Origin of the sequence: Microbacterium oxydans, assembly GCF_000956525.1 — a bacterium.
Classification (GTDB): domain Bacteria; phylum Actinomycetota; class Actinomycetes; order Actinomycetales; family Microbacteriaceae; genus Microbacterium; species Microbacterium oxydans_A.
This window is the reverse complement of sequence record NZ_JYIW01000018.1, coordinates 87,398-112,854: the sequence shown is the minus strand read 5'-3', so window position 1 is coordinate 112,854 and position 25,457 is coordinate 87,398. Positions and strand designations below refer to the sequence as shown.

Below are 25,457 nucleotides of genomic sequence, written 5' to 3'. Positions count from 1 at the left end.
CCGGTCATTCCAGCCAGTCCGCGAGCGGGGCGATCTCGACGCCGGCTGTCTCGAGTCCCTCGCGGATCTGCCGCGCCAGGTCGACCGCCCCTGCGGTGTCGCCGTGGACGAGCACGGTGTCGCACTCGACCGGGATGAGCACGCCGTTGCGGCTCTCGATCACGCCGTCGACGACCATCCGCACGGTGCGCCGGCTGATCTCATCGCCGTCGTGGATCACCGCGCCCGGCTCGGTACGTCGCACCAGCGTGCCGTCGTCTTCGTAGGCACGGTCGGCGATCCCGACGATGCCGACCCGGAGCCCTGCTGCGCGTGCGGCATCCGCGAGCTTTCCGTCCTGGGCGAGCACGATGAGCTCGGGGTTCACTCGGAACGCGGCCGTGGCGACGGCATCCGCGTAGTCCTCGCGCACCGCGACGAGGTTGCCGAGTCGGCCGTGCGGGGCGATGTGACCGACCGTGGCGCCGTGGAAGGCGGCGATGGCCTGCAGCGCACCGAACTGGTACAGCACGTCCGTGCGCACTTCGTCGGCGGTGAGTCCCATGTCGCGGCGACCGAAGCCCTGCAGATCAGGGAAGGAGGGATGCGCGCCGATGCCGACACCGCGCTCGACGCACGCACGGACGGTCTCATCCATGATCTGCGGGTCGCCGGCGTGGAAGCCGCAGGCGATGTTCGCCGAGGTGAGGGTGTCGAGCAGTGCGGCGTCGTCGCCCATCCGCCAGGGGCCGAACCCCTCGCCGAGATCTGCGACCAGGTCGATTCTGCGGGTCATCGTCAGCTCCTCTCGTCGTCGAATCCGCTGTTGGAGACAGGCTAGGACGGACGGCACCGAGGGATGCAGGATCGTGCCGCTTCTGTGCCGGATATCCGAAGCCAGGCGCGCATTTACCGGAGAATGGTCAGAGTCACTTGGCAATTTCTGTGCCAAACAGGCTTCCCCGAAGCGGCCGCGCTTGGGTAGCATCGAGCCATGGTCGTTCCCGCACGTCGTGTCCAGCGCCGCGTCACACTCACCGAGATCGCGCAGGCACTCGGTGTCGCCCCGTCGACGGTCTCGCGCGCGCTCTCGAATCCGAACCGGGTGAGCCCCGAGATGTACGAGCGCATCACCAGCAAGGCGCACGAGATGGGCTACACCTCTGCCCTGCTGCCCGCCGCCGAGAACCGCCTCGCCCGCGGCACCATCGCGCTCGTGCTCCCCAACCTCACCAACCCGTTCAACCTCGACGTGATCCGCGGCGCGCAGGCCCAGATCCGCGCCGCGAGCTACCTGCATCTGCTCGTCAGCACCGAGGAATCGCTGCCCATGGAAGAGCAGTGGCTGCGCGAGATGGCCCGCACGGTCGACGGCATCGTCGTGTCGTCTCCGCGCATCGACGACGAGGCGCTGCGCGCGGTCGCCCAGATCGCGCCGACCGTGACGATCAACCGTGGGGCACCCGGCCTGTCCGGCATCGTGATCGACACCCCGGCCGGCCTCGCGCAGGCCGTGCACTACCTCAACTCCCTCGGACACGTGCGGATCGCGTATGTGCGCGGCCCCCACGGGTCGTGGACCGATCACACCCGCTACGAGGCCATCACCGCCGCAGCAGACGAACAGGGCGTCGATCTCGTCGCGGTCGGCCGCTATCAGCCGACGCTCGCGAACGGCGCGGCAGCTGCGGACGCGGTCGTGCTCACGCGCGCCACCGCCTGCATCTTCTTCAACGACGTGCTGGCCATCGGCGCGCTGGATCGATTCCGGCAACTCGGCGTCTCGGTGCCGCACGACCTCAGCGTCGTCGGCTGCGATGACATCTTCGGCTCGTCCTTCTCGCACCCGCCGCTCACCACTGTCACCTCGCCGGGCGAGAGCGCCGGTCGGGCCGCGGTCGACATGCTCATCGGCAGGTTCTCGACGCGCGACCGCGCCGAGCGCATCGACCACATCTCGGCGCACCTCACGGTGCGAGACTCCACGGCGCCGCTGCAGCGCTGACGCCCGCCGCGCGCCCGGCGGCTGCGCACGACGAGAGCCCGGGGCCGCCGATGCGGCCCCGGGCTCTCGTCGTTCCTGCATCCGTCGTCTACGGGATCAGGATCGACGCGGTGACGGTGTCCTTCTCCTTCTGCGTCTGCTGCACATCGTCGACCTCATCCAGCGTGTAGCGGCTGGTGTCCTTCGCGGTCAGCGCCGAGATCACCGCGATCAGCATGAGCCCGAGCCCGAGCATCGCAGGGCCGAACCAGTTCTTCAGGTCCGCGCCGGCCAGCGCGGTCGACGCCACCGGACCGACGGCACCGGCGATCGCGAACCCGATCTGGGTGCCGACGGCGAGGCCGGAGACACGCACCCGGTTCGGGAACATCTCCGCGAAGAACGCGGGCCAGGCCGCGTTGGCCGTGGAGTAGAAGAGACCGTTGCAGAGGATGCCGAGCACGAAGATCAGCGGCCAGTCGCCCTGCGTGATGGCCCAGAGGTAGGGAGCGAGCGTGACGCCGGCACCGATGGCTCCGATGATGAACACGGTCTTTCGGCCGATGATGTCTGCCACGAAGCCCGCCAGCGGGGTGTAGAGCAGGGCGAGCAGGCTCGCCAGCACCGGGACCCAGAGCATGGTGGCCTTGTCGAGTCCGTAGCCGGTCGTCGCGAACGCCACGGAGAACGTGGCGAACAGGTAGCTGACGCCGGCGATGATGGCGCACGCGGCGACGCGGATGATCGCGACCCAGTGGAAGCGGGTGGCCTGCTTCATCGGGGCGAGCTGCACCTTGATCGCCTGCGTCTCGAGGAACGACGGCGGCTCCTCGAGGTTGCGGCGGATGAGGTACGCGACCACCACGACGACCGCGGAGAGCCAGAACGGGATGCGCCAGGCCCAGCCGAGGAGGTCTTCCGTCGGGAGCGCGGCGAACGGGATGAAGACGGCCGTCGCGAGCAGGCCGCCCGATGCGGAGCCGCTGGTGGTGAAGCTCGTGGTGAACGCCCGGCGGCGCTCCGGTGCATGCTCGAGGCTCATCGTGATGGCACTCGCCTGCTCGCCCGACACCGAGAGCCCCTGGAGGATGCGGATCACGACCAGCAGGACCGGCGCGGCGATGCCGATCTGCTCGTACGTCGGGAGGCAGCCGATGATGAACGTGCAGATGCCGATGCCGAACAGGGTCAGCATCATCACGAACTTCCGACCGAAGCGGTCGCCGAGCGGGCCGAGGATGAAGGCGCCGAGCGGACGGACGACGTAGCCGACCGCGAACGTCGCGAGGCTGAGCAGCACTCGGACGCCCTCCGGCAGCTCCGGGGGGAAGAACAGCTGGTTGAGCACGAGTGCCGACGCTGTGCCGTAGACGGCGAAGTCGTAGTACTCGAGCGTGGTGCCCACCCAGGAGGCGATCGCCGCTTTGGCCGGCGTCTTCCTGGGAATTGCGGTGTTCGTCATTTCGCCTCCATTGGCGGACTCTGTGCGGGTACGACGATCGAGTTGCGTGCGCCGATGTCGGGGGTGCGCTGGTCCGCTGTCAGATCTCATGGGCGGCGCGTTCGCTCGCTTGAGGGAACTGTATGGATCTGCGATCGAACGAGACAAGCAATGTGCCACAGATGTGCCATATCCTCCCGGTGCTCGTCGGGGTTTCCGCGGCAGACGACCGTGCCGAGCACGCACCTGTGCCACCGCCGTTGCCAAAACCCGACGGTGCGGATCACTGCCGCGCTAGGCGTCCTCGGCTGTCGCGGACGAATGACCGAAGGTATCCGCAGGGAACCCGGAGCTGTCATCGTCCCCGGCTGCGATGCGGGCCGCACGTCGCTCGAGCAGGTCGGCGTACAGGAGGTTGGCGCTGACGTCGGTCCCGGCTCCGGCGAGTCGGCGGAACCCTTCGGCCGCATCGCGGAGCACGGCCACCTTGTTCGCCCGCATGCCCTTGTCGTCCACCACGTCGCACCACCTGACATCGCCCTCCGCTGCCGAGCGCAGCGCAGGACTCCTCACTCCTAGGACGTACGCCGGCGCGGATTCGTCACGAATTCGCCGAGATCGACTCCACTCGATCCCCGGATCGCCCCGTCACGTGATGCCGACAGTCAGTCGGCGCCGCAGCGCGCGGCGGTGCACTCGAGGATCGTGCCACTGGCGGTGTCCTTCGACGTCGCACCGGAGCGACGCAGGCCGACGGCGATGAGCGGATGCTCCTGGTCGTCGAGCGAGAGCGCGAAGCTGTCGGTGAAGCCGGTGTCCGTCGCCACCACTCCCGACAACGGCACCGACGTGCGCGACGTGCAGGTGGCGTCATCGCAGGAGAGGATGGCGATGTTCACGGCGCGGTCGATCGTTCCGATGAGCGGACGACCGCTCGCATCGATCGCGAGGGCCGGCGTGTGCACCAGCTCGGTGTCCGGCGTGATGTCGGTGAAGTCCGCCGAGGAGCACGACACGTTCTCGCAGGTGAAGAGTCGCATGTCCCGTTGTTCGCTCCCCCGGAACAGGATCACGGGCAGACCGTCTGCATTCATCGCGAGCTGCGCGCCGTGGCTGGTGTCGAGGTCGGTGACGGATTCGCCGGGAACATCGGCGTCGAGCGCCTCGGTGGTCCAGTCGCCGTCAGCGGTGGCGGTCATCACGCGCAGCGGGACCGCGCCGTCCTCCTCGACGTCGTCGACCAGCGTGATGACGGCGGCGTCGCCGTCGGAGGCGGATGCGATGTCGAGTGAGGTCGAGTTCGTGCTCCACAGGCTCCACTGCACCGGCAGCGACGTGCGGCGGCTGGACGTGCACTCGGCGTCGTCGCAGAAGTCGACGGACAGGATCGAGTCCCGCGCAGTCGGCCGGACGATGGATGCGATCACCGGAGTCGGACCGCTGGAATCGATCGCGACCGCCATCCGGGACTGCTGACTGCGCGCAAACACGGACTCGGCCGCCCTGAAGGTGGAATCGACGCTTCCGAGGACACGCTCCTCCCCGGGGAACCCGCGCCACTTCTCCGACACCTCCGCTTCGGACGCCTCCTCGTCGGCCGGGTCGGACCAGTGCGCGAGCGCGTCCGGCGTGCTGTGGGTCACGCGGAGTTCGAAGCTTCCCTTCGTCGCGTCCGCGCCCTCGATCGGATACCAGGATGCCGAGAGGATCCCACCGTCCGCGGCGGGCGCGATCGTCGTCGGGAGAATAGAGCGCATATCGTGTCCGGGCCCGCAGGTCGCGCCGTCGCACAGGAGAGCGCGCGAGTCCTCGCCGCCCAGACGGGAGAGCACGGCGGTGCCGCCGTCCCACTGCACGATCTCCGAGGAGTTCCACACGCGACTCACGTCAGCGGCGGCATACGCGGGCACACTCCACGGGTTGACCGCGATCAGCGCACCGGCCACGACCGCAGGAACCAGCAGCACCGCGAGACCGGCGAGCACGCCCCCGCGCCGCGACCCCACGGCCGAGGTGGAATCCGTCGAGGTGGAATCCGTCGAGGTGGGCTGGAGCGGTCCCTTCACGCGGAGCGCCATACCGCGCACCGCGACGGCCACGAGCAGCAGCTGCGTGAGCGCCGCTGGCACGAGCGCGAGCGCGACGCCGACGACAGGCGTCCACCACCCTGCAGGCAGCAGTCCTCCCAACCACCCGAGGCCGACCGAGATGAGGCCCGTGAGGACGACGGTGACCGAGACGGCGAATCGCGGACTGCCGAGCGGCTCGGCCGCCTGGCCCTGGAAGGCGCGCGGCGACCGCCAGGCTGCAGCGAGCGCGGCCGGAAGCGAGTGCGTGCCTGCCACGATCAGCGGCCAGGCGAGCAGCAGCGGGGCGAGCACGATGCCGATCGGCAGGAGCGCGATGGCAGCCGCGATGCCGGCGATGGGCAGCACCGGCATGAGCACTGCGACGATCCCGACCACGACTGCCACGATGACGAGCGTGACGAGCGTCGCGAGCAGCACGCTGCCGGGGCGACGTGCCGCGCCGGCCCACGCGGAGCGGGCCGCCAGCCGACGCCCGTCGACGCGCGCGATCACGGCCAGAGTGGCTGCGGTGATCCCGAATCCATGGGCGATCGCCATCGCGACCGCGAGGATCGCGACTCCCCCGAGCACCCCGGGGCCGCCACGGAGCGCCGCCACCTCGCTGTTCGCGAAGACGAGATCGCCGGCGAACACCGTCATCAGGATCGTCGCCACCACGATCACGACACCGGCGAACGGCACCGCGTAGGCGATGGCCGGCTCGGGCGCGCCGAACGCCAGCACCGCCGCTCGCGGCGGTCCGTAGATCCGCCGCGCCTGGCTCGAATCCGACACCGAACCGTCCATGTGGCCCCCACCCTCCGGTCTCACGTGATTCATCGAGACACCGGAGTAATTCTATCGGGGCCGAGCGGATCCCTCGATGGAGAGAACTCCCCACCGCGGCATCCGATGGCCGACGACTCGGTCAGCCGGCGTCGAGCAGCTGCTCCCGCACCTGACGGCGGAGCACCTTGCCGATGAGCGACCGAGGGAGGTCGTCGACCGCCGTGATGCGCTTGGGCACCTTGTAGGGGGTGAGCCTCGTCCGGCAGAAGTCGCGCAGTGCACCGGCGTCGAGCACGGCGCCGTCTCGGAGCACGACGACGGCCGCGACCTCCTCACCGCCGCTGGAGCGCGGCAGACCGACGACGGCAGCGGCGACGACGTCGGGGTGCGCCTCGAGGGCATCCTCGACCTCGCTCGGCGAGACGTTGAAGCCGCCGGTGATGATGAGCTCCTTGAGCCGGTCGACGATCGTGACGAACCCGTCGACCGAGACCTCGGCGATGTCTCCGGTGCGCAGCCAGCCGTCTGCGAGCAGCACCTCGGCGGTCTCCCCACGACGCCCCCAGTAGCCCTGGAACACCTGCGGGCCACGGATGAGCAGCTCGCCCCGTTCGCCGGCTGGCAGGTCGACGTCGGTGTCGGCCGGGTCGACCACGCGGATCTCGGTGCTCGGGAAGGGCACGCCGACGGTTCCTGGGCGCCGAGTGCGTCCGATCGGATTGCCGAGCGCGACCGGCGAACTCTCGGTCATGCCGTAGCCCTCGACGAGCAGCCCTCCGGTGGCCTCCTCCCAGCGCTGCACGGTCGCGACCGGCAGACTCATCGCCCCGGAGATCGCGAACCGGACGGTCGAGAGGTCGATGGTGCCCCGAGCCGCTGCCCGGGCGAGCTGGTCGTAGATCGGCGGCACCGCCGGGAGGAAGGTCGGCGGGCTCGTCTTCACCGCATCCGTCACCAGCCCGGGGTCGAACGTCGGGAACAGCACGAGCTTCGCGCCGATGCTCATCGCGAAGGTCAGGCACAGCGTCATGCCGTAGGCGTGGAACAGCGGCAGCACCCCGTAGAACGTCTCCTCACCGTCGACGAGGCCGGGGACCCAGGCGCGACCCTGCGTCGCGTTCGCGCGCAGGTTCGCGTGCGTGAGGATCGCCCCCTTCGGCACGCCGGTCGTACCGCTCGTGTACTGCAGCAGCGCGGTGTCGCTCAGCGTCGGCCCCGCGACTCGGCGCGACAGTCGCCGATGATCGATCAGCGTCTTCCAGGCGACGAGGTGGCGGGCCTTCGGAGTGGTCGTCAGCTTCGCCCTCGACTCGCGTGCCTTCGGCACGGGGAGGCGCAGCAGCATCCGCTTCGACAACGGCATCGCTGCGGTGATGTCGACGCTCACGATGTGCTCGACCTTGAGGTCGGCCGGGAACCCGGCGACGGTGTCGGCGACCTTGTCCCACACGACGGCGACGCGGGCGCCGTGATCCTCGAACTGATGCCGCAGCTCACGCGCCGTGTAGAGCGGGTTGTGCTCGACCACGATCGCGCCGAGCCGGAGCGCCGCGTAGAAGGCCACGACATGCTGCGGAGAGTTCGGCAGCACCAGCGCGACCCGGTCGCCCTTGCCGACCCCGAGTCGCCGCAAGCCCTCGGCGGCCCGCTCGATCTGCGACCCGAGCTCACGGTAGGTCGTGACCGCACCGAAGAATTCGAGTGCTGGGCGCTTGCCGTACGCGTGCACGCTCGCGGCCATCATCTCCGGCAGCGTCTGCGTCGGAGCATCGATCTCCGCGGGAACGCCTTCCGCGTACGAGTCGAGCCACGGACGAGATGCATAGGGGGTCGCGGTCATGCCTCCATCCTCCCCCGCAGCTCGCCGTGTGTCAGCCGTGAGCGCCGGGAGAACACCGCGGTCAACGCGTTCTGGGGATCTGCTGCGCACGCAGGTGTCGCAGGTGTCGCAGGTGGCCGCCTCGACGTGGCGGATGCGGCCATCTGTGCCACCCGAGAAGAGAGAGGTGTCGCAGGTGGTCGCCTCGGCACGCATGATGCGGCCGTACGCGCCACCCGCGACACCTCTCAGCGGGGCCGGCGGATGCTGCTCGCCTGCGCCCTACTTGCCCAGGAGACCCGCCTCGGTGAGCCAGTCTTCCGCTGCCGTCGCAGCCGACGCCTTCTCATCGCCCTCGACGCGGTCTCGGAGCTTGATCAGGTCGTCCGTCGTGAGCTTCGCCGAGATCGCGTTGAGCACCTCTGCGAGCTTGTCGGAGTAGACGTCCTTCGAGAGCAGCGGGATCACGTTCTGCGCCGAGATCATGTTCTCCGGATCATCCAGGACGACGAGGTTCTCGGTGCTGATGGCCGGTGAGGTCGTGTAGATGTCGGCGACCTGGACGGTGCCGTCGACGAGCGCCTGAACCGTGTCGGGGCCGCCGAAGTCCTCGTACGGCACGAACGTGACCTGGCCGGCGTCCACGCCGACGCCGTAGACGTCGCGGAGCCCGGGGATGCCGTAGCCGAGTTCGCCGAACTGCGGGTTCGAGGCCAGCGAGAAGGGCTCCAGCGCCTTCAGGTCGCCGATGCTCTTCAGGTTGTTGTCGTCGGCGGTCTTCTTCGTGACGACATACGCGTCCTTGTCTTCGGCCGCGGCGGAGTCGAGCACCTGCAGGTCGTCGGCGGCCACGGCATCCGGCAGCGCTCCGTCGACGTCCTCCGTCGTCCGCTCCGTGTACGCGGTGTCGTAGTACGCCAGCAGGTTGCCGTTGTACTCCGGGATGAGGTTGATCGAACCGTCCTGGAGGGCGGGGATCGTCTGCTGCCTCGGCCCGATGTTGAACTTCGTCGACACGTCGAAGCCGTCGGCTTTCAGCGCCTGCGCGTAGATCTCGCCGAGGATCTCGCTCTCGGGGAAGGCGAACGACCCGACGATGACGGCGTCGCCCTTCGCGGACTCGCCGCTGGAGGACGTCGGGTCGGCGGTCGCGCATCCGACGAGTGCGACGGCGGTGGTGGCGGCGACCAGGCAGGCGGCCAGCCAGGTCTTGGGGGCTCGGGATGTCATGCGGGTGTCCTTTCATCGACGATCGGATCCGTGACGGTGTCCGAACGGTTTCGCGGCGAAGTGGAGAGGGGTGAGGATGTCGGTCCCGCCGTGCGGGTGACGCGCTGGAGCAGCGCGAAGAGGCCGTCGACGCTCAGGGCGAGAGCGGTCACCAGCAGCGCGCCACCGAGGATCACGGTGTAGTCGTTCAGGCCGATCCCGGAGGAGATGATGCGACCGAGGCCGCCGAGCCCGACATACGAGGCGATCGTGACGGTCGCGATGACCTGCAGCGCAGCCGCGCGGATGCCGCCGATGATCACCGGGAGGCCGAGGGGGATCTCGACCTTGATCAGGATCTGCAGCTCCGTCATCCCGATCGATCGCGCCGCATCGATCGAGTCGCGACCGACGCTCTCGAGCCCGGCGTACGCCCCGGCGAGGAGTGACGGGATGGCCAGCAGCACGAACGCGATGATCGAACCGATGAGGACGGCGGGAGTGGTGCTGAGACCGGAGCGCAGCACCATCGTGAGGAAGAAGAGCACGCCGAGTGTCGGGAGCGCACGCATCGCACCCGTGAAGCCGATCACGAACTGGCGACCGCGTCCGGTGTGCCCGATGAAGAAGCCGAGCGGCAGCGCGATGAGCATCGCCAGCGCCAGCGAGACACCCGAGTAGACGAGGTGCTCGACGAGCCGGTCTCCGATGGGCAGGGGACTCTGCGATCCGGGCACCCAGTTGGCCGGATCGATGATCCAGCGGATGGCGTCGAGGAAGAAGTCCATCAGGCCACCGTGCCCGCTCGTGCCGCGACCCGACGAGCGCTGCGGCTGTCGGCGCGGGGTCGTAGGCGCACGTCGGCGGCCCGGCTCCACGGCATCAGCACACGCCCGAGCGCCACGAGGATCAGGTCGAAGACGAGGGCGATGAGCAGGCTCATGACGATGCCCACGACGACTTCCTCGAGGATGCCGCGCTGCTTGCCGTTCTGGAACAGGTAGCCGAGGTTCTCGGAGCCGATGATCACGCCCACCGAGACGAGCGCGATGGTCGACACGGAGACGACGCGGAGGCCGGCGAGCAGCACGGGCCCAGCGAGCGGGAACTCGACGCGCCAGAACCGGCCGGCTCGTGAGAACCCGGTCGCCTGCGCCGCGTCGATGATGGACCGATCGACGGATCCGAACGCATCCGTCGCCGAGCGCAGCATGATCGCGACCGCGTAGATCGTGAGCGCGACGACCAGGTTCGTGTCATCGAGGATCCGCGTGCCGAGGATGACGGGCAGGATGACGAACAGCGGCAGCGACGGGATCGTGTAGAGCAGGCTGCCCGTGGTGATGATGAACGTCCTGGCGGTGCGATTGCGGCTGGCCACCCAGCCCAGCGGCACCGCGATCACGAATCCGAGGACGATCGGGAGGATCGCCAACCGGACGTGATTCACCGTGAGACCGATGATCAGGTCGAGGTTCGAGACGATCCAGTTCACCGAAGCACCGTTCTGTGCGGTCTTGCTCATCGAATGAAGCAGGAATGAGCTTCGACTGAACCACAGAACGGCCGGTTCGACAAGCCGGATGCGACTCAGTCGCCGAACGCGGCGAGCAGATCGGCGAAGTGATCGAGGTCTTCGGCCGACCATCTGCGCAGTCGCTCGCCGAGTCGGGCCTCGTACCGGGAGCGGGCGAGCGCCACGCGTTCCTGCGCGAGATCGGTGGCGACGAGCACTCGCGCCCGACGGTCGCCTTCGTCTCGCACGCTCTCGACGAGCCCCAGCTGCTCGAGCTGACGGACGTGCCTGCTGACGGCTGACTTGTCGGTCTGCAGACGCTCGATGATCGCACCGGCCGAGGTGGCCTTGCCCGTCGCGATCGATGTGAGCACCTGGTAGCCGAGCGGCTGCAGATCCGGATGCACGGTGGTCGCGGCTTCGCGCCAGCTCACCCTGATCCTGGCGAAGAGCCGGCCCAGCTCGTGCTCGACCCTGGTGACCGCCTGGTCCAGATCGACACGGTCATCGGCGCCGGCGGGTGCAGCAGCGGCGGGCTCGCCCGTTCGGGCGGGTTCGTCGGAGGGGGCGCTCATGGTCGCCAGCTTACGGCGAAGCCCCGCCGTCTGATCGACGGCGGGGCTTCGGGCGATGGTGTGCTCAGATCTCGGCCAGGAGGCGGAAGACCTTGGATGCTGCGGCGATCTCGTCCGGCGTGAGCTCGGCCACGATCGTCCGCAGCCGGGTCACGTGATCCCGGCGGAGCGCCGCGAGTGCGGCGCAGGCCGACGGTGTCGCCGTCAGCACCCGCAACCGCCCGTCGCGCTCATCGGGCCGCGACTCGATCAGGCCAAGCTCCTCGAGCATCCGCACCTGCCGGCTGATGACCGACTTGTCGATCTCGAAGCGCTCGGCGAGCTCGTGGGCGTTCGCCGTCTCGGCCCGTTCGATGAACGTCAGCAGCTTGTAGCCGCCGACCTGCAGTTCCGGATCGACGCGCGCCGCCGACTCCTTCCAGAGCGACCTGGTCCTCGCGAAGATGAGGTTCAGGTGCGTCTGGAGGTCTCCGAGCGCGCTGTCCACGTCCTGCGACACCGCTGCGTCCGAGGTGACCACCTCAGCGCCTCGGCTCCCGGTCTTCGCGTTCGAGCACGGTCACCGATCCGGTGGTCGGCGACGCGGACTCGACGCCGGTGATCCGGATGGTCCCGGTCGAGAGCGATGCACCCACCTCGGCCTCGGCGACCTCGATCACCGATTCCTCCGCCTGCTCGCGCAGCTGCTCGGCGGCGTTCTTCGTCGACAGCGGCTTGTTCTTGATGAACGCGATCGCGATGATCGAGATCACGGCGAGCGGGATCGCGATGATGAAGGCGTCGGCGATGCCGTGACCGTATGCTCCCTCGACGATCGCGCGGATCGTGTCGGGGAGCTGGGTCACCTTCGGCACATCACCGGATGCGAGGTGCTGCAGCGCGTCGACCTCGTCCTGCGTGGTCGGGGTGAAGCCCTGCAGCGAGTCGGTCATGTAGTTCGCGACGCTCGTCGAGAGCATCGCGCCCATCACCGTGACGCCGATGGTGCCGGCGATCGTGCGGAAGAAGTTGACGTTCGACGAGGCAGCACCGAGCTGACGCGGCGGGGTGTCGTTCTGCACGATGAGCGTGAGGTTCTGCATGACCATGCCGAGGCCGGCGCCGAGCACGAACATGTAGACCGCGACCAGCGGGAACGGAGTGTCGTAGCGCAGCGTCGACATCAGGCTGACGCCGATCGTGGTCAGCGTGGCGCCCGTGAGCATCCAGCCCTTCCACTTGCCGAAGCGGCTGACGAGCTGACCGATGATGATCGATGCACCCATCTGGCCGATGATCATCGGGATCGTCATGAGACCGGATTCGGTCGGTGTGGCGCCACGGGCGAGCTGGAAGTACTGGGCGAGGAACACCGAGGTGGCGAACATCGAGACGCCGATGGCGATCGAGGCGATCACCGAGAGGGTGAACGTGCGGCCCTTGAACAGCGACATCGGGACGATCGGTTCCTTGACGAAGAACTCGACCGTGATGAACCCGGCGATCGCGACACCGGCGGTGACGGCGAGGATGATGCTCGTGGAGGAATCCCAGTCGAACTGGCTGCCACCCATCGAGACCCAGATCAGGAGCGTCGAGACGCCGACGGCGAGCAGGACGATGCCGAAGTAGTCGATCGACACCTTCGTGTCGCGCTGCGGCTTCGGCAGGTGCAGCGTGAACTGCAGCAGCACGAGGGCGAGGATCGCGAACGGCACGCCGACGAAGAAGTTGGAGCGCCAGCCCCACACGTCGGTGAGGAGTCCGCCGAGCAGCGGGCCACCGATCGTGCCGAGGGCCATGATGCCGCCGACGACGCCCATGTACTTGCCGCGCTCACGCGGCGAGATGATGAGGGCGACGGCGATCATGACGAGCGACATCAGGCCGCCGACACCGATGCCCTGCAAGACGCGGACGGCGATGAGCATGTTCGTGTCGGTCGAGAAGCCGGCGATCACGGTGCCGACCGTGAAGATGATCAGCGACAGCTGCACGAGGATCTTGCGGTCGACGAGGTCGGCGAGCTTGCCCCAGATCGGCGTCGAGACCGCGGTGGCCAGCAGGCTCGCGGTGATGACCCAGGTGTACTGGGACTGGGTGCCGCCGAGGTCGGCGATGATGACGGGCATCGAGGTCGACACGACCGTGCCAGAGAGCACGGCGACGAACATGCCGACGACGAGGCCGGAGATCGCGGTGAAGACCTCACGCGGCGAACGAGTCGCCTCTGAGATGGAGGGTGATGAAGGGGTTGTCACAGTGGAAGAGCTCCTGCGTAGAAAGTTGATAAGTGTCAACCATACGCCTGTAGTTGCAAAAGTGCAACTAATTGCCGCATCGGATAATGGACGCATGGTCGAGTCCTGGGAACTGCGCGAGTGGTTCGCCGACGCCCTCGACACCGGCAACCGGCACGACCTCGACGCGATCCGCGACCTGATCGCCACCGATGTCCGGCGCGCGCACCTGCCAGCCGGCCAGGATGCCTGGATCGATGACCTCGCCGACCTGTTCCACGCCTTCCCCGACTGGCAGTGGAAGCGGATCCAACTGATCGTGGAAGATGACCGCATCGCCGCGCACCTGCGCGGCTCTGGCACGCACCTCGGACCCTTCCGCGGCATCGCCGCGACCCGACGCCGCGTCAACGTCGCCGAGTTCGCCATGCTGCGCGTCGTGAACGGGCGCGTCACGGAGTACAGCGGATCGGATGCGGCCGCCCTGCTCAGCGCGATCCGCGACTGACCCGGTGCGGCGCGGGCCCCGCCTCGGCGCGGGTCACATTCTGGCGTACCGGGCGCGGGCGATGCAGAACAGCCCGTAGAGCGCGAGCCCCGCCCCCACCGCCCACAGCACGATCGCGCCGAACGGCAGACCCGCGAGTGAGCGGAGCGCGGCATCCAGTCCGCCGGCCTTCTGCGGATCATGCGTGAGCGCGGCCACCACGAACAGGATGCCGGCCACCCCGACCGCGATGCCCTTGGCGATGTATCCGGCGATGCCGAACGCGACGATGCCCCTGCGCGCCGTGCCCGAGGGCAGCGCGAGCTGCTTCGTGAAGGCCTTGGTGACGCCACGGACGACGAATGCTGCACCGACGACCGCGACGCCGATCCCCACGAGCACGAGCAGCACGACGCCTGCCGGTGCGCTCAGCAGCTGCGCGCTCAGGGACTTCGGCGCATCCGATGACTCGGAGTGCCCGCCCAGGGCGTAGACGAGCGCCGTGCTCGCGATGGCGGCGTAGGCGACCGCGGTGCCGATGAACTTGGCGCGGTGCGCCCAGCGCTTCTTCGTATCAGGGTCGCGTTCCGCCACGGCCTCGGCGATCTGCCAGATCGCGAGCGCGACGAGCCCGAGCACGATGGCCCAGAGCAGGAGGACACCGGCGGGCGACTGCTGGATCTGCTGCATCGCACCGCCCTGGTCGGCATCGCCACCGCCGCCACCGACGGCGATCGAGATCGCGATGGCGCCGATGAGGATGTGCAGCACCCCGAGCACGACGTACCCGGCTCTCGCGAGCACTCGGAAGACGGACGAGTTCTGGGCCGACTCGGCGGCGGACGACGCGGATGCGGTGGAGATCATGATGCGCTCACTGTTCGGTCAGGGGTCGAGACGTGCTGCGCGGCGCGCAGGGCGCGGCGGTGGCGGAGGGCGTCGAGGCTCACCCAGACCAGCAGAGCGACCGCGATGCCCTCGAGCATCCCCGCCGTGACATCGGTCAGCCAGTGGGCGTGCAGATAGGTGCGGCTCCACATCATCGTGAGCACCCAGACGACGCCGAGCACCCACACGTACCAGCGTCGGAGCGCGAGCCCGAGGATGATCACCACGGTCGTCGCGACCGCCGTGTGCCCCGAGGGAAACGAGGTCGCCACGCTCTCGGCGAGCGAGTCGGCCGGCCGCGTGCGGGCGAGCACCGCGGCCATGGTGGCACCGACGGCGACGACGGCGACCATCGCGCACGCCAGCGCCGCGGCATCCCATCGCCTTCCCCGCCAGAGGAAGAGGACGATCAGCAGCGCGCCGATCACGATCATGCCGACCGTGCCGCCGACGATCGCCGGCACCCATGCGATGACGAGGACGGGGTCGCTGACGGCATCCGCCATCCGCTCGTTCCACCAGACGTCGAGCGGCAGCGGCGTGCCGCCCGTCTGGAAGACGACCACGCGCAGCACGGTCAGGGCGACGACGGCGGTGAGGCCGATCGCGAGGCCGGCGGCGCGCCGCCCGGTACGGGTGATCCGGGTGTTCACGAGAGTCGATCATATGGTTCGCGCGAGATCGCTGCGACGGCTTGACATCGCGCCGCGCGTGGGGTCGAATCCGACCGACGAAGGCCCCGACTCCGCGGGGAGTCGAGGCCTTCGCCGGCTGCGTGCGGCTGTTCGGGTCAGCCGACGCCGTCCATCGCCGAGGTCTCGGTGTTTCCGATGCGCGCGATCACTTCGGGGTGACGCGCCTTCAGGAACCAGTACCGGGTGAGTGCTGCGAGCACGCAGACGATGAACACGTAGGGGATCACGTTGAACGGGAACGCCGGAACCGGGAACACGTTCGCGAAGAAGACGTAGGCCATGGTGGCGACGGCGATCGTCGCGCAGACCCACACGAGGCCGTTGCGCATGCCGGCCCGCTGCGTGTAGACGACGCAGGCGATCGCGACGAGCGCGTACGCGACCATGTAGCCGTAGGTGCCCCAGGTGTTGACCCACACGAGGATCTCCATCGGGTCGGCGCCAGCGATCAGGAAGACGATGTCGACGACGACGGCGAGCGCGCCGGCTGCGAGCAGCACGCGGTGGGGCGTGAGGTGGCGCTCGTGGGTGCGTCCGAACCGCTCGTGGACCACCCCCTCCTTGCCCATGACGTACACGATGCGGCCGATGACGTTCAGCGGGGCGACCACCACGGCGAAGAACGACGCGGCGACACCGAACGTGAGCACCGGAGCGAACCACGCCGGCATGCCGATCAGCTCGGACATGCTCTCCAACGGGCTGGCCGAGGTGGCCAGGTCGTCGCCGAGGACGGCGATCTGCGTGTACGCGGCGAAGACGTAGAGGATGCCGACGGTCAGCGCGCTCCACATGATCGCCCTGGGGATGGCCTTGTACGGGTTCTTCGCCTCACGGCCGAGCGCATCGGCCGACGAGAAGCCGACGAAACCGAGGATTCCGAGCACCATGCCGGCCGCGACGCCCTGGAAGGAGGAGCCTTCGGCGAGCAGCTGCGCCGGATCCCAGGCGCCGGGACCAGCCCAGACGAGGGCCGAGATCAGCAGCACGAGGATGATCGCGACCGACAGCAGCTCGAGCACCAGGGAGACCCGGGCGGAGAGCCGGATGCCGCGGATCGTGAACAGCGTCGCGAGTCCGCCGAGCACGATCGCGAGGCCGATGCTCCAGCCGAGGCCGGCAGCTGGCACGCCGAGCAGCGTGAGGAACTGACTCATGTACGACACGGATCCCATGAGGGAGGCTGCCGCGATGCCGAAGCATCCGATCAGCAGCGCCGCACCGGCCAGGTAGGCGCCGGCGGGCCCGAGGCCCTTCGACACGTACGTGTAGAGCGACCCGGCCGAGGCGTGCTTGCGGGCGAACACCACGACGCAGTAGCCGACGCAGAGGATGACGATCGTCGCGAGGCCGAAGGCGTAGATGGTGCCGTTGCCTGCGCCGAGGAAGATCGCGGCGGCCGTGAAGGCGATCACCGCGCTGGGGGCGATGTTCGCGATCGCCTGGGCGGCCAGCTCTGGGCCGCTCATCACGCCGCGGCGGAGGCCGGCATCGGTGGGTGCGCCGGCTGCGGCACCGGGCGGATGCTGCTGGGATGTCGTGGTCAAGGGGTGCTCCTTCGCATCGGGTCGGTCGGAGTGGTGCTGTGAGGTGTGGTGCAGGGAGGGTGGCGCACTGGGTCGATCAGGGGATGAGGAGGGTGCGCAGCGCCTGGCCGGACTCGAGTTCGGCGAAGGCCTCTGCAGCCTCGACCAGCGGGCGGCGCGAGGAGATGAGCGGATCGAGGATCAGCTGGCCGTCCATGTAGCGGTCGACGAGGGCGGGGATGTCGATCGCCGGACGCACCGAGCCGTAGTTCGAGCCGAGGATGCGCTGGTCGGCCTCGGCCAGCACGAGCGGTTCGAACGAGGCGCGGGCGCCGGTCGGGGGGAGGCCGACGATGACCGCCGCGCCGCCGAGTCCGAGCATCTCGATCGACTGCTCGGTGGTGACGGTGCGGCCGATCGCGTCGAAGGCGTAGTCGACGCCGTCAGGGAGGAGGGCCCGCAGCTGCGCGACTGCGTCGCCGTCGGGGGCGACGATCTGATCCGTGGCGCCGAACTGCGCGGCGAGGCGGGTCTTGTCCTCGCGCACGTCGATCGCGACGATGCGTTCGGCACCGGCGAGGCGTGCGCCCTGGATGACATTCAGGCCGACGCCGCCGCAGCCGATCACCGCGACGAGGGCGCCCGGTTCGACCCCGGCGGTGTTCATCACGGCGCCGACGCCGGTCGCCACAGCGCAGCCGACGACGGCGATGACGTCGAGCGGCGCGTCATCGCGCACCTTGATGGCGCCCGACGCGGGAACCACGACCTCCTCGGCGAACGAGGAGACGCCGAGGTAGTGGTGGATCGTCTCGCCGTCCTTGCTCAGTCGCGACGTGCCGTCGAAGAGCACGCCGAGCGGGGCGACGACCGTCGCGACCTTCTGGCAGCGCGCCTCGTGACCGGAGCGGCAGTAGCGGCACTCGCCGCACGGCGGCACCCAGCTGAGCACGACGTGATCGCCGACGGCGAGCGAGGTGACACCATCGCCCAGTTCGGTGACGACACCGGAGCCCTCGTGGCCCATGACCATGGGCGCAGCTGCGGTCCACTCCCCCCGCTTGACGTGCAGGTCGGAATGGCAGACGCCCGCGGCGGCGATCTTCACGCGCACTTCTCCGGCAGCCGGCGGCGCGAGCTGCACCTCGGTGTGCTCGATCGGACTGTCGGTGTCGCGGAATACGATGGCCCGCATGTGGCCCCCTTCGTTCGTGTCGGTCGGGCTTCATCGTAGAAACGCGGGCACACCCGTGTCATTCATCGAAATGATGATCTTCACTGCCAGCACTCGACATTCCTTATACTGCGGATATGACGCGAGACCTGGCATCGATCGCGCGCCTGCTCGGTGCGACCCTGGTCGACGGCGGCACGCTGGGGCCGAAAGCGCCCGTGTCGAGCGTCGTCCCGCTGGCCGACTTCGCGGTCGTGCCGCACCCGCAGTTCGCGACGCTCGTCGTCGGTGATCCCGACGAGATCGCGTCGGCGCTCGACCGCAGCGACCGCCGCGAGCAGCTGCGTCTCGCCGTCGCCGTGGTGACGGGGCCGCTCGAGGTCGTGCCGGAGGGCGTCACCGCGATCATCGATCCGGACCTGGAACCGGTCGTGGTGCTGCCCACGCTGCAGGCCCTGCTGGCGACGGATGCCGCAGCAGAGGACCGTGCGGTGCTCGCCGCGACGAAGGTGCTCGCGCTCGCAGCTCGACGCAGCGGCGTGGCCGGCGTGGTGGCCGAACTCGCCAGACGGCTCGACGGCTGGGCCGTGCTGCTCGATCGCGATGCGCAGCCGATCGCCTCGGCCGGCGCCGGCGCATTGCACATCGGGGATGCCGTCGCCGTCGCGTTCAACCGGCCGGTGCGGGTGCGGAGTCGAGCGCTGCAGGTGCATCCGGTCGGTACCGATGAAGACATGTCCGCGTTCCTCGTCGTGACCGCTCGGAGCGGATCGACCAGCCGAGCGCGGGACCTGAGCTCCCAGGCGGCGGCGCTGCTGGATCTGCTGCTGCGCACGCATGACGGCAGCCGCACCGAGCGACTCGGTCGGGCCACGATGATGCGGGTGCTCGAAGAGGGCGGACCGACCGCCCTCGCGCTGGCGAAGGAGTGGGGCGTACGGGATCGCTCGCTGGCCGCGTTCACCCTGTCGGCGCGGTCATCCAGCGTCGACGCGGAGCGGGTGGTCGTGCACTGGCTGGAAGACCTCGGCGCCCCGCACCTGCTCACCGCAGCGCACGGCCTGGTGTCGGGATTCGCACGCGAGGAGCACACCGAGGAGCTCGCCAGACGCGCCACGACGTTCTCGGTCCCGCTGCATCTCGGCCTCGGCTCCCCCGCCCAGGTCGACGCGCTCGCCGGCTCGGCGGAAGAGGCGCGCCGCGCCCATGACGTCGCCGTCGCCGAGGTCCGCGCCGTGGTGCGCTATCGCAGCATGCCGACCATCGACCTCGTGCTCGACCGGCTCGCGCCGTCTGACGCACGACGCCTGGCCGCCCTGATCGAGCCGCTGCGCGACGATGATCTCGTCGACACGCTGCGGGGCTTCCTGACCGAGAACGGAGCCTGGGGCGCCGCGGCCGCGCGCCTCGGCGTGCACCGGCAGACGCTCGCCGCGCGCGTGCGACGCATCGAGCACATCACCGGGCTCTCGATGTCGAGCGCCGACGACCGAGCGGCCGCGTGGTTGGCGCTGCGGGCGCACGCGTAGCGTCTGCGGGCTACTCCTCGTTCTCGAAGCTGTCGCTGTAGACGATGAACCCGTTCGTGGAGATCTTCGCCGTGGCGTCGCGGAGCAGCAGCTCGGTGAGCTCCTCGACGGTCTTCCCGTTCCGGGCGGCGACCGCCTCGAGGTCGTCGCCGAGCGCGTCGATCGCCCGCTGCCCGCCCATGGCCTCGGGGAGGACGGATCCGAATGCCGGTGTGGGTTCCACGGTGCCGCCTTCAGTGCTGTCGTCGGAATCGGTCGGGGTCGGGGTCGGGGTCGGGGTCGGGGTTGCCGTGGCCTGCGGCGACGCGGATGCATCCGCACCTGGCTCTGCGCTCCCCTGGTTCATCGCCAGCACGCCGACGGTGAGGATGCCGACCGCGACGACCACCGTGATGGCGGTCGCGATGATGAGGGGACGTCTCCTGCTCGGTCGTCCGAGTGACTCGCTCATGTTCGGCTCCTCTCGTGGCTGTGGGAACGGGGATGGAAACGGGGCGGGGATCATGATCCCCGCCCCGCGATATCCAGACCTCAGTGCGGGTCAGGCGTCGAGCGACAGCGCCTTGCGTCGCGCGTAGAGGATGACGCCGCCACCGATGAGGAGCAGGACGACGGCCATGCCGGCGATCGGCGTGGCGTCGAAGCCCAGACCGGTCGAGGCGAGGTTGCCGTCCGAACCGCCGCCACCGGTGCCAGGCGCCGCCTGGACCGTGAACGTGACGGTGTTGCTGATCTCCGAGATCTCGGTCCCGAGGTTCTGCACCGCTGACGCGGTGTAGGTGCCGTTCGCGAGGGCGGATGCCACTGCGACCGACCAGGTGCCGTTCTCGGCCACGGTGGTCTGCACGGTCGCCACCGCAGCGCCGGCGGCGTTGCGGACCGTGACGGTCACCACGGCGCCTGCGACGCCGGTGCCGGAGATGGTCGGCGTGGTGTCATCGACGGTCGACCCGGAGGTCGGGCCGGTGATCGCCGGTGCCGCGATCGGCGCCGCCGGGGCGACGACGGTCACGGACTGCATGCCGGGGATGACGATCGTGCCGACGGTCTGCGCTGCGACGATCTCGGTGTTGCCGAACTGGTTCGCCGTGACGGTACCGGTCCATGCGCCGCTGTCGTCGGCGGTGACCGTGTCGACGACCGTGCCGCCGACCGACAGGGTGACGGTCGCGTTCGGCGTCGCCGTGCCGGTGACCTCGATCTCCTCGCCACCCGTGACGGCCGAGCCGTTGGTCGGGGCCGTGATCACGAGGGGAGCGGAGTCGAACGCCTCGGCTGAACCGGAGAGGGTGTAGTTGCCGAGGCTGCCGTACCTGGCGTAGCCGTTGGCGTTGTCGGCAGTGGCCGACGCGGGGTCACCCGCACCGACGCCCTCGACCGAGAGGTAGTACGTTCCCGCAACCAGGTCGGCGACGGAGACCGATGCGCCGAGGCCGCTCGCCACCGAGGCCGAGACACGAGCCGAGGCGGGGTCGTTCGTCGAGAGGACGGTGCCTGCGGCATCCGTCACCGTCAGCTTCGCGTCGAGGTTCGGCGAGATGTCGGCGACCTCGACGGTTGCGCTGAGCGTGCCACCGGCAGTCGTGACGGCGTACACGTCGACGTCGGTGGTGCGCACGATGACCTCAGCCGCGGCGAAGGTGCCATCGGCGTTGTCGAGTGCCTGCGCCGCAGCCGGCGTGTTTCCGACGGCGTCTGCAGCGTAGTCGGCACGATCGGCGTATGAGAAGTTCAGCGTGAGCTGAGGTCCTTCGGGCTCGCAGTCGCCGTTCAGGCCGAGCGCGAAGAAGACGTCGCCGGGCTGCGGGTTCGAGGGGTTCCCGGACAGCACGCACACACCCGAGTCGGTGTACGGCGTGCCGTCGGGGAGCGTCGCGTTGACGAAGATCGCGGCGGCCGCCGAACGGTTGGTGATCGCGGCGAGGTCGTCCTGCACGTTGGTCGATCCGGCGTAGCCGCCGGCCGACCACTGGCTGAGCGGCACGTAGTACGCGGCGCCCATGATCGTTCCCCACACGCCGTTCTCCGGCGCGTAGTACTCGCCACCGCCGGCACCGGAGATGCCGTCGTGCTCGAGCCCGAAGTTGTGTCCGGATTCGTGGGCCGCGATCTCGGCGATCGCCTTGGGGGATCCGCCGGTGCCGTCGGTGAACACGAGCGCGCCGCTCAGGAACTCGGAGCCGGTGCCGCCGAGCCAGGCGATGCCGCCGTTGCCGGCCGCAGCCGGAAGCACCTCGTCGTAGGAGTCCGTGATGATGACGTGCGAACCGTAGACGTTGTCGTCGGCGGAGGTCTTGTAGAGCTGGTCATCGCTCGGACGCGTGGTCGTCACGTTCACGTTGAACGGGGCGTAGTCCTCGGCGACGGCTGCCCAGACGGCCGCGCGGTCGGTCACCAGCGCGCCGGGTGCGAAGTTCAGGCTCTCGATCTTGGACTGGACGTTCCAGGAGGTTCCTTCGAGCGTCTCGCCGTCGAAGTCCAGGTAGACGGTGACCGGCGCGCCGGGACGGGATCCGCCTGCGGGGGTTCCGGGGATGGCCGCACCCTCGGGCGCGGCACGAAGCGCCAGGTTCTCCAGATCGGCCGATTCGTGCGCCTGGTCGTTGTAGAAGAAGAAGCCCTGATCGGTGACGCTGATGAGGCCGGCCTGCTCGAGCTTCTTGATCGCCTCGGGGGTGTCACCTGTCTGCGCAGCAGCGCGCTCGTACTTCGTCGCAGAGCTCTGCAGCTCGACCGGGGCGTCGGGGACCTCATCCGCGGCGGCCGGAACAGCCGCTCCTCCGAAGGCCAATGCGCCTGCTCCGAGTGTTGCGACCGCAGCCGTCAACCATCGTGGTCTGGTGTTCTTCACGTTTCTCCCCCGAATTGATAAATGGACAACGTTGAGCAATATATCAGCTCACAGCGAACCATCAAGTTTCTCCCAGGCGGCTCACAGGTGAACTCCACGCGTGCCTCGAGAGCGGGGATTCGGGGGTCAGAGCGAGGTCATCCCCCCATCGACTGCGAACAGCGCACCGGTCGCGAACGCGGCATCGTCGCTCGCGAGGAACACCATGATCCCCTCGATGTCCTTCGGAGTGCCGGCGCGACCGACCGGGATGCGGCCGATGATCGCCGACCGTGATGCGGGGTCGCCCGAGATGGTGGAGACCAGTCCGGTCTCGGTATACGCCGGCACGACGGTGTTCACGCGGATGCCCGACGGCGCGTAGGCGGCGGCGACCGTGCGGGCCAGACCGTGGATGCCGGCCTTCGACGCGGAGTATGCCGTGAAGTCCTTGCCCTCGCCGTTCACTCCGGTCGGGCTGCCGGTGAGGATGATCGATCCGCCTCCCGCCGACAGCATCGCCCGCACCGCGTGCTTGACGGTGAGGAAGGTGCCCGTGAGGTTGATGTCGATCGTCCGACGCCAGACGTCGAGGTCGAGCTCGCCGGCCACCGCGTCCTGCCCGAAGAGCTGCACCCCGGCGTTCGCGACGACGACGTCCGGGCTCCACCCGGCGGCGACCGCCTCCGCGAAACCGGACTCGACGGATGCCTCGTCGGAGATGTCGATGGTCACGGCGCGCGCGGCCCCGCCGATCGAGTCGGCCACGGATGCCGCGGCGGCCGCATCGCGATCAGCGATGATCACCCGGGCACCCTCGGCGGCGAACCGCTCGGCGACCGCCCGCCCGATCCCCGCCCCGGCACCGGTGATCAGCGCGGTCTTCCCACCGAGACGCCGAGCACCGAGACCCGTCTGTGCGTCGTTCATGCGTCGCCGTCCTTCCCCTGTTCCCCGGCCCCGTCGATCCGGGTGACCCGCACCGCCATGAACTGACGCCCTGGGAGCTCGATCCGGACAGGCCCTGCAGGATGCTCCCCCTGGACCCGTTCGACGGTCATGTTCCAGGTGTCGATCACGTCGATCGCCCAGGTCCCCTCGTCGAGCACGACGTTGCGGAACCTCGGCCGGTTGAACCCGAAGTACCCGATGCGCACCTGCCCGGCGACGCCGCCCCATGGCACGTCCCAGTCACCGGGCAGCGGCTCCCACACGCCTTCCGGCGCCTCGGCGAGCAGCTGTTCGAGGAACCCGATGCGGTCGGGCGATGTGCCGTGCAGCTCGCCGCCCTTCGACCACCACAGGATCTCGTCGTCGCGCCCGAGCGCGGACGGCAGGTAGGTCTCTCCATGCCCGACGTAGCCGCCGCGGACGGCGCCCTCCCAGAACCGCCGCACCATCTCCTCGCCGGTGATGTTGCCCCACCCCTGATCGATGTCGCCCTCGTACGCGCACTCGTCGATCACGATCGGCTTGCCCCAGCGCTCGCGCCAGTCGTCGGTGTTCTCCGCGGTGCGATACACGTCGACGCGCTGGATGCTGACGTGCGTGATCCAGGGCGCGGAGTAGTCGTAGAACGGACGGCAGTTGTGGATCGAGTTGAGGTGCCCGAAGGCATCCTCCTCGCCGACGACGGCCGCGAGCCGTTCCCAGTCCGCCGTGTCCTTCGCCCAGAGCAGGTCGTACTCGTTCGCCATCGACCACCACACGTTCGCGAAGCCCGACAGCCTGCGCACCACGTAGCGCAGGTAGCGCTCATCGACGGCCGGACCGAGGTCTGCGAAGCCCCAGCGGTCGTAGGCGTGGAACAGGATGAGGTCGGCCTGGATGCCGAGACCGGCCAGCTGCACGATCCGCTCCTCCAGCCGGCGGAAGTGCTCGGGATCGAAGCGCTCGAGATCGAAGCCATCGGCCAGCGAACCGGGGAACGGGAAGTCCGCCGGCTCGTCGGCGTTGTACAGGTACGACTTCGGGAACACGCACATGCGGAGCTTCGAGAACGGCGCCTCGGCGAGCGTCGCGAGGGTCTGCTCCTGCAACTCGTCGGGCTGATGCGTCCACGCGTACGCAGTCGTGCCGAGCGGACGATGACGGGTGCCGTCCGCATGCCGGAAATGGAAGCCCTCGACCCGCACCGGTCCGTGCGCCCCCTCGGCCGGCGGGGTGACCGTGACGGTGCCGGTGATGCCGTCGAGTGAGCGAGCGGTCGAGCGCGTCACGAAGGTCCAGTCGCCCTCGGCATCCGCCAGCGCCCGGATGATGTACCTGCCGCCTCCGTCGTAGAAGCCGCCCACCCGCACCTCCTCACCGTTGCGCGTGAACACCGCGTCGAGCTCGACGTCGACGAACGGATTGCCGTGCGCCGGTCCGTCGAGACGGATCTCGAGCGGATCCCACCGCGATACGGATCCCGACAGCGTCAGCGCCGCCGAGGCCCGCTCGACGTCGGATCCCTCGAACGTCGGGTCGGCATCGATCGCGGGCGCATACGGGGCGCGCTCCACGTCGTCGCCGATCTCGGCGAGCTCCGCCCAGAGCAGATCGCGGGCTTCCTGCGCGTCGAGTGACGGCACCAGGGCGATGAGGGCGCCGAGGCGTCCGTCGCGGAACTGGACTGCCATCGGCGATGCGGCGATCCCGGGCATGAGGCGTTCCAGCACCGCTCGGGCGCCAGGGTTGTCGAGGGCCTCGCCGAAGGTGGAGCGTCGGTCGAACATGGGGTTCCTTC

At 69.2% G+C, this 25,457-nt stretch carries 22 protein-coding genes; 3 read left to right on the top strand and 19 right to left on the bottom strand.

The window, feature by feature from the left end; genetic code table 11:
- Window positions 1–4 precede the first annotated feature (4 nt).
- Entirely contained in the window at window positions 5–775 is a 771-nt protein-coding gene (locus RS83_RS03500; RefSeq protein ID WP_045278122.1) for a LamB/YcsF family protein, read from the bottom strand.
- Window positions 776–973: 198 nt separating this feature from the next.
- Here RS83_RS03500 and RS83_RS03495 point away from each other — a divergent pair, with 198 nt between their 5' ends.
- The gene (locus RS83_RS03495) at window positions 974–1,984 is read left to right on the top strand and encodes a LacI family DNA-binding transcriptional regulator (RefSeq protein ID WP_045278121.1); all 1,011 of its coding nucleotides are present in this window, start codon (window positions 974–976) and stop codon (window positions 1,982–1,984) included.
- Between the two features lie 88 nt (window positions 1,985–2,072).
- Here RS83_RS03495 and RS83_RS03490 read toward each other — a convergent pair whose 3' ends face one another.
- The 10 genes from RS83_RS03490 to RS83_RS03445 form a co-directional block, all read right to left on the bottom strand.
- Window positions 2,073–3,425, bottom strand: a complete 1,353-nt coding sequence (locus RS83_RS03490; RefSeq protein ID WP_045278120.1) for an MFS transporter — start codon at window positions 3,423–3,425, stop codon at window positions 2,073–2,075.
- A 273-nt stretch (window positions 3,426–3,698) separates the two neighbouring features.
- The gene (locus RS83_RS03485) at window positions 3,699–3,923 is read right to left on the bottom strand and encodes a hypothetical protein (RefSeq protein ID WP_045278119.1); all 225 of its coding nucleotides are present in this window, start codon (window positions 3,921–3,923) and stop codon (window positions 3,699–3,701) included.
- Window positions 3,924–4,069: 146 nt separating this feature from the next.
- On the bottom strand, window positions 4,070–6,313 hold the full coding sequence (locus tag RS83_RS03480; RefSeq protein WP_156153102.1) for a hypothetical protein: 2,244 nt from the start codon (window positions 6,311–6,313) through the stop codon (window positions 4,070–4,072).
- A gap of 88 nt (window positions 6,314–6,401) precedes the next feature.
- The gene (locus tag RS83_RS03475; RefSeq protein ID WP_045278117.1) at window positions 6,402–8,102 is read right to left on the bottom strand and encodes a long-chain-fatty-acid--CoA ligase; all 1,701 of its coding nucleotides are present in this window, start codon (window positions 8,100–8,102) and stop codon (window positions 6,402–6,404) included.
- A gap of 261 nt (window positions 8,103–8,363) precedes the next feature.
- Window positions 8,364–9,311 (bottom strand): ABC transporter substrate-binding protein, encoded by a 948-nt coding sequence (locus tag RS83_RS03470; protein ID WP_045278116.1) that lies wholly within the window; start codon window positions 9,309–9,311, stop codon window positions 8,364–8,366.
- A complete protein-coding gene (locus tag RS83_RS03465) occupies window positions 9,308–10,078 on the bottom strand; it encodes an ABC transporter permease (protein ID WP_045278115.1) in 771 nt (256 codons plus the stop codon). Before RS83_RS03465 ends, RS83_RS03470 begins: the two co-directional genes overlap by 4 nt.
- The gene (locus RS83_RS03460; protein ID WP_231587713.1) at window positions 10,078–10,815 is read right to left on the bottom strand and encodes an ABC transporter permease; all 738 of its coding nucleotides are present in this window, start codon (window positions 10,813–10,815) and stop codon (window positions 10,078–10,080) included. Before RS83_RS03460 ends, RS83_RS03465 begins: the two co-directional genes overlap by 1 nt.
- Window positions 10,816–10,880: 65 nt before the next feature.
- A complete protein-coding gene (locus RS83_RS03455; RefSeq protein ID WP_045278114.1) occupies window positions 10,881–11,381 on the bottom strand; it encodes a MarR family winged helix-turn-helix transcriptional regulator in 501 nt (166 codons plus the stop codon).
- Window positions 11,382–11,445: 64 nt separating this feature from the next.
- Window positions 11,446–11,901 carry a MarR family winged helix-turn-helix transcriptional regulator gene (locus RS83_RS03450; RefSeq protein ID WP_045278113.1) on the bottom strand — a complete coding sequence of 152 codons (456 nt, stop codon included), beginning with the start codon at window positions 11,899–11,901 and terminating at the stop codon, window positions 11,446–11,448.
- A 1-nt stretch (window position 11,902) separates the two neighbouring features.
- Complete coding sequence (locus RS83_RS03445; RefSeq protein ID WP_052678815.1) at window positions 11,903–13,621, bottom strand: DHA2 family efflux MFS transporter permease subunit; 1,719 nt, start codon at window positions 13,619–13,621, stop codon at window positions 11,903–11,905.
- A gap of 94 nt (window positions 13,622–13,715) precedes the next feature.
- On the opposite strand from RS83_RS03445, the gene RS83_RS03440 reads away from it, so the two are divergent.
- Window positions 13,716–14,108, top strand: coding sequence for an ester cyclase (locus tag RS83_RS03440; protein ID WP_045278112.1), 393 nt, complete (start codon window positions 13,716–13,718; stop codon window positions 14,106–14,108).
- 33 nt (window positions 14,109–14,141) lie between these two features.
- On the opposite strand, the gene RS83_RS03435 is transcribed toward RS83_RS03440, so the two are convergent.
- The 4 genes from RS83_RS03435 to RS83_RS03420 all read right to left on the bottom strand — a co-directional run bounded on the left by RS83_RS03435 (window position 14,142) and on the right by RS83_RS03420 (window position 18,391).
- Entirely contained in the window at window positions 14,142–14,954 is an 813-nt protein-coding gene (locus tag RS83_RS03435; protein WP_045278111.1) for a DUF1206 domain-containing protein, read from the bottom strand.
- Window positions 14,951–15,628 (bottom strand): phosphatase PAP2 family protein, encoded by a 678-nt coding sequence (locus RS83_RS03430; protein ID WP_045278110.1) that lies wholly within the window; start codon window positions 15,626–15,628, stop codon window positions 14,951–14,953. The genes RS83_RS03435 and RS83_RS03430 overlap by 4 nt, the downstream gene beginning before the upstream one ends.
- 137 nt (window positions 15,629–15,765) lie before the next feature.
- Complete coding sequence (locus RS83_RS03425) at window positions 15,766–17,139, bottom strand: APC family permease (protein ID WP_082071507.1); 1,374 nt, start codon at window positions 17,137–17,139, stop codon at window positions 15,766–15,768.
- Window positions 17,140–17,293: 154 nt separating this feature from the next.
- Window positions 17,294–18,391: an alcohol dehydrogenase catalytic domain-containing protein gene (locus RS83_RS03420; protein ID WP_045278108.1), complete on the bottom strand. Its 1,098-nt coding sequence runs from the start codon at window positions 18,389–18,391 to the stop codon at window positions 17,294–17,296.
- A gap of 116 nt (window positions 18,392–18,507) precedes the next feature.
- Here RS83_RS03420 and RS83_RS03415 point away from each other — a divergent pair, with 116 nt between their 5' ends.
- On the top strand, window positions 18,508–19,899 hold the full coding sequence (locus RS83_RS03415) for a helix-turn-helix domain-containing protein (RefSeq protein ID WP_045278107.1): 1,392 nt from the start codon (window positions 18,508–18,510) through the stop codon (window positions 19,897–19,899).
- A 10-nt stretch (window positions 19,900–19,909) separates the two neighbouring features.
- On the opposite strand, the gene RS83_RS03410 is transcribed toward RS83_RS03415, so the two are convergent.
- The 4 genes from RS83_RS03410 to RS83_RS03395 all read right to left on the bottom strand — a co-directional run bounded on the left by RS83_RS03410 (window position 19,910) and on the right by RS83_RS03395 (window position 25,446).
- Window positions 19,910–20,350: a hypothetical protein gene (locus RS83_RS03410; RefSeq protein ID WP_045278106.1), complete on the bottom strand. Its 441-nt coding sequence runs from the start codon at window positions 20,348–20,350 to the stop codon at window positions 19,910–19,912.
- Between the two features lie 90 nt (window positions 20,351–20,440).
- Window positions 20,441–22,750 carry an Ig-like domain-containing protein gene (locus RS83_RS03405; RefSeq protein ID WP_156153101.1) on the bottom strand — a complete coding sequence of 770 codons (2,310 nt, stop codon included), beginning with the start codon at window positions 22,748–22,750 and terminating at the stop codon, window positions 20,441–20,443.
- Between the two features lie 126 nt (window positions 22,751–22,876).
- Window positions 22,877–23,659, bottom strand: coding sequence for an SDR family NAD(P)-dependent oxidoreductase (locus RS83_RS03400; RefSeq protein ID WP_045278104.1), 783 nt, complete (start codon window positions 23,657–23,659; stop codon window positions 22,877–22,879).
- Window positions 23,656–25,446 (bottom strand): DUF5605 domain-containing protein, encoded by a 1,791-nt coding sequence (locus RS83_RS03395; RefSeq protein WP_045278103.1) that lies wholly within the window; start codon window positions 25,444–25,446, stop codon window positions 23,656–23,658. The genes RS83_RS03400 and RS83_RS03395 overlap by 4 nt, the downstream gene beginning before the upstream one ends.
- Window positions 25,447–25,457: the final 11 nt, after the last annotated feature.

Coding starts and splice junctions, on each gene's coding strand:
- RS83_RS03500 (WP_045278122.1), bottom strand. CDS start 775: ATGACCCGCAGAATCGACCTGGTCGCAGATCTCGGCGAGGGGTTCGGC.
- RS83_RS03495 (WP_045278121.1), top strand. CDS start 974: ATGGTCGTTCCCGCACGTCGTGTCCAGCGCCGCGTCACACTCACCGAG.
- RS83_RS03490 (WP_045278120.1), bottom strand. CDS start 3,425: ATGACGAACACCGCAATTCCCAGGAAGACGCCGGCCAAAGCGGCGATC.
- RS83_RS03480 (WP_156153102.1), bottom strand. CDS start 6,313: ATGAATCACGTGAGACCGGAGGGTGGGGGCCACATGGACGGTTCGGTG.
- RS83_RS03475 (WP_045278117.1), bottom strand. CDS start 8,102: ATGACCGCGACCCCCTATGCATCTCGTCCGTGGCTCGACTCGTACGCG.
- RS83_RS03470 (WP_045278116.1), bottom strand. CDS start 9,311: ATGACATCCCGAGCCCCCAAGACCTGGCTGGCCGCCTGCCTGGTCGCC.
- RS83_RS03465 (WP_045278115.1), bottom strand. CDS start 10,078: ATGGACTTCTTCCTCGACGCCATCCGCTGGATCATCGATCCGGCCAAC.
- RS83_RS03460 (WP_231587713.1), bottom strand. CDS start 10,815: ATGAGCAAGACCGCACAGAACGGTGCTTCGGTGAACTGGATCGTCTCG.
- RS83_RS03455 (WP_045278114.1), bottom strand. CDS start 11,381: ATGAGCGCCCCCTCCGACGAACCCGCCCGAACGGGCGAGCCCGCCGCT.
- RS83_RS03440 (WP_045278112.1), top strand. CDS start 13,716: ATGGTCGAGTCCTGGGAACTGCGCGAGTGGTTCGCCGACGCCCTCGAC.
- RS83_RS03435 (WP_045278111.1), bottom strand. CDS start 14,954: ATGATCTCCACCGCATCCGCGTCGTCCGCCGCCGAGTCGGCCCAGAAC.
- RS83_RS03425 (WP_082071507.1), bottom strand. CDS start 17,139: ATGAGCGGCCCAGAGCTGGCCGCCCAGGCGATCGCGAACATCGCCCCC.
- RS83_RS03420 (WP_045278108.1), bottom strand. CDS start 18,391: ATGCGGGCCATCGTATTCCGCGACACCGACAGTCCGATCGAGCACACC.
- RS83_RS03415 (WP_045278107.1), top strand. CDS start 18,508: ATGACGCGAGACCTGGCATCGATCGCGCGCCTGCTCGGTGCGACCCTG.
- RS83_RS03410 (WP_045278106.1), bottom strand. CDS start 20,350: ATGAGCGAGTCACTCGGACGACCGAGCAGGAGACGTCCCCTCATCATC.
- RS83_RS03400 (WP_045278104.1), bottom strand. CDS start 23,659: ATGAACGACGCACAGACGGGTCTCGGTGCTCGGCGTCTCGGTGGGAAG.
- RS83_RS03395 (WP_045278103.1), bottom strand. CDS start 25,446: ATGTTCGACCGACGCTCCACCTTCGGCGAGGCCCTCGACAACCCTGGC.